Raw genomic sequence first — 2690 nt, 5'->3', positions numbered from 1 at the left:
GGGGGGTACAGTTACCTGCTGGGGATACCAGAGCAAATCTCCAGCAACAAAGACGGTTTGCCCTTTAAATAAATACCTGAGATTGGCAACCAAGCGAACAATCCAGCGATATTGAACTGTGTTGTCGGCCATAGGTTTACCGTCGGAGTCAGGATAGAAAAGTTGGGGTTCGATGGGTGCTTGAACCATGCTTTATCTCTTGCGATCGCATTTTTGCCTAACTTTATTGTATCACCGCAAATCCTGGGTTTAAAACCCCGTCCTTTTAGGACGGCTTTGCCTTGTACTAAATCCGTTGAGTATGGGCTACATATCAGGAGAGGCACTCATGCAAAAGGCAAAAGTCAAAGGGGAGAATAAATAATCATTTAATAACAGGATTTAGTATTATATCTAAATTTTTAATAAAGTCGAGGTTGAAAATTATCGGGAATATCCAATTCAAATACTTGGTCATGAATCCGAGCCACATAAAACCCTTCTTGCAGAATTTTTTCGCGTAATTCTGATGATACATGAACCGCCGCTAATATGCCATAGAGTTTTTTATCTTTGTGTTCAGGGAAAAAGCGGCGAAACCGTTGCAAAATACTTTTTAATTGTGAAATAGACTCCTCTCTAGCATGACTTTTAACCTCGACGATATAAGCAGTATTTAGCTCACCATTGGTATAGGCAAGGACATCAATTTCTAGGTGTTGTCCATTTTTACTGACTCGCACACTAGGACTAACAACTTCCATACCAAAGCGTTGTCTGAGAATCGTTTCCATTGAGGGAAGGGCAAGTCCTTCGGTAAAGCTGCCGAATTTGGCACCGAGTCCCCCAATTTGCTGACCTAATTCTTTGAGTTGTTTGTCAGTTTTCTTCTGTTGCTGACTAACTTCCTTCAATAGTAGGTCAGTCTCCTTCAGTTGTTTGTCGGTTTCTTTTTGAGCAGTCGCTAATTCGGCTAAGAGTCGCCATACGTCTTCGGATGTAGTTGCCATAGCTAATTTTTTCTCTCTGATTTAGTCTATTGCTATTTTACTGAATTTTGCCGATTCATGAAGAAGATAGTGCTTTTGCCTTTGAGTAAGAGAGCGATAAGTAGGGCGTGTTACGCTGTCGCTAACATACCTTTATTTTTATAAGTAACTTAGAGTATTGTTAAGATTTGATAAATTTAACGGCAAGAGCTTGACATCTACAGACAAAAATGCTAATCTGGCGACCGCAACGCCATTTTTTAGGAGTCATTTAGTTATGGTATTAGCAAAACTGATTGATTGTCGGGGGGGGGGGTAAGAATAGCTTATCAAAAATAGCTATCGCTTCCTCTGCCATTGCTTTTAGCACTCTAGCAATATCACCAGTTCAAGCTGCTCAGCTAATTATTCCCAACACAACTGTTTTAGGGACTAATGTTTTTTCCGGGCCAACTTTCACGGTTTCTCAAAACTTTCTTCCGTCAGACACCTTAAGTGTTAATGTGTCTGGAACAGTAGATATCTGGGCTGGAACATTGGCTATGAATGCTGCGGGTATTATTACCCAAACAACACAGCCAGGATTCAGTGTGGGACAAACTATCGCGGCGGGTTCCGGGGCAACACGTCCGGGTCAACCCAGTGGTTCTCTACTTATTGGTAATAGCACACTGGGATTTTTTCCTCTATTCTCAGCTAATGCAGCCAATGGTTTAGGCAGTGCCAATCCACCAACAAATTTATCATTATCTGGTGTGCCTTTATCCAGCATATTTACAAATGTAGGCTTTACGGGTATTGCTAATGGCACTGTTCTTCAGTTTCGTATCAACGATATTAATTCTTCTGATAATAGCGGTCAATTTGTCATTTCCTCCCCTCCGCCATCTACCTCAACCCCTGAACCTAGCACAATTTTAGGCTTAGGTGTATTAGGATTGGGTGCTTTCTGCCAGCGCAAACTATCTCAAGGGAAGAAGTCAAAACAGGACAATTGAGTTGAGAACTTTGGGATTTATCCCCCCTTAATCTTCCCTGAATAAGGGGGATATCTGACAGTTTTTAACACCTACCTACTTATATAAAAATAGGGGTTGGGTTGAGCAATAGCAAGGACTAACCTGCTATTTTGTAATTTTCAAAGGTAGGTCTTTTTCTTTTCTAACTTCTCAACATAAGTCAATGGCCTCTTTGATATTTTGTAGAGCTTCTTCTTGAGTCTCACGAAGTCGTTCAGCAACAAGTCGCCCCCATGGAACGGGCCATGGGTTTAAGTGATGAGGTTATTCGTTATTTAACCCTAAAACTTGATCGCGTGGTTGCCCCCCCTGCGGATTTATCTCCCTTAACGGAAATTCCCCCCTCTCCTATCACCGAAGCGGTGGTGGAAGATGACGGTATCTCCGCTGAAGATTAATTATAGTCACAACTGTGTCGGATCAATGCCCAATTCCCGTAATCGGGCAAAAGCGCGATCGCGTTCTTGTTGTGCTTGGTCGCGTTCTTGTTGTGCTTGGTTGCGCTCTTGTTGTGCTTGGTTGCGCTCTTGTTGTGCTTGGTTGCGCTCCTCAAAGAGGGTTTCAGGGTCTTTAAATCGTTCCCCATTGGGATAAAAGACCTCTAAACCCTCTTCAAACATCTCAAACCGAATTCCTAGGATTGGGGAAGTCCAAGGAAAATTCAAGGCCGTCACCGGGAAAAAATCCTCTTGCTGATTGGCCC

The 2690-nt window shown here is 42.6% G+C and carries 2 protein-coding genes and 3 pseudogenes; 2 read left to right on the top strand and 3 right to left on the bottom strand.

The features are described 5' to 3' along the window. Both MICAI_RS13665 and MICAI_RS13660 read right to left on the bottom strand, forming a co-directional pair. Positions 1-189: pseudogene (locus MICAI_RS13665) on the bottom strand (Uma2 family endonuclease); the annotation flags it as partial. A gap of 212 nt (positions 190-401) precedes the next feature. Continuing rightward, entirely contained in the window at positions 402-989 is a 588-nt protein-coding gene (locus MICAI_RS13660; RefSeq protein ID WP_008202978.1) for a DUF3782 domain-containing protein, read from the bottom strand. Between the two features lie 482 nt (positions 990-1471). Between MICAI_RS13660 and MICAI_RS13655 the strand changes: the two genes are divergently transcribed. Both MICAI_RS13655 and MICAI_RS25930 read left to right on the top strand, forming a co-directional pair. Further along, on the top strand, positions 1472-1966 hold the full coding sequence (locus MICAI_RS13655) for a PEP-CTERM sorting domain-containing protein (protein WP_232306197.1): 495 nt from the start codon (positions 1472-1474) through the stop codon (positions 1964-1966). A 239-nt stretch (positions 1967-2205) separates the two neighbouring features. Next, positions 2206-2385, top strand: a pseudogene (locus tag MICAI_RS25930) (30S ribosomal protein S6); the annotation flags it as partial. Positions 2386-2391: 6 nt separating this feature from the next. Here the strand turns inward: MICAI_RS25930 and MICAI_RS13645 are convergent. Next, positions 2392-2690 (bottom strand): annotated as a pseudogene (locus MICAI_RS13645) (Uma2 family endonuclease); the annotation flags it as partial.

This window comes from Microcystis sp. T1-4 (genome assembly GCF_000297435.1).
Lineage (GTDB): Bacteria > Cyanobacteriota > Cyanobacteriia > Cyanobacteriales > Microcystaceae > Microcystis.
Note: the sequence above shows the minus strand (reverse complement) of the source record. Positions and strands in the feature narration are given on the sequence as shown.

What these genes read in the sequence shown, in the direction of transcription:
- MICAI_RS13660 (WP_008202978.1), bottom strand. Translation starts at nt 989, where the DNA reads ATGGCAACTACATCCGAAGACGTATGGCGACTCTTAGCCGAATTAGCG.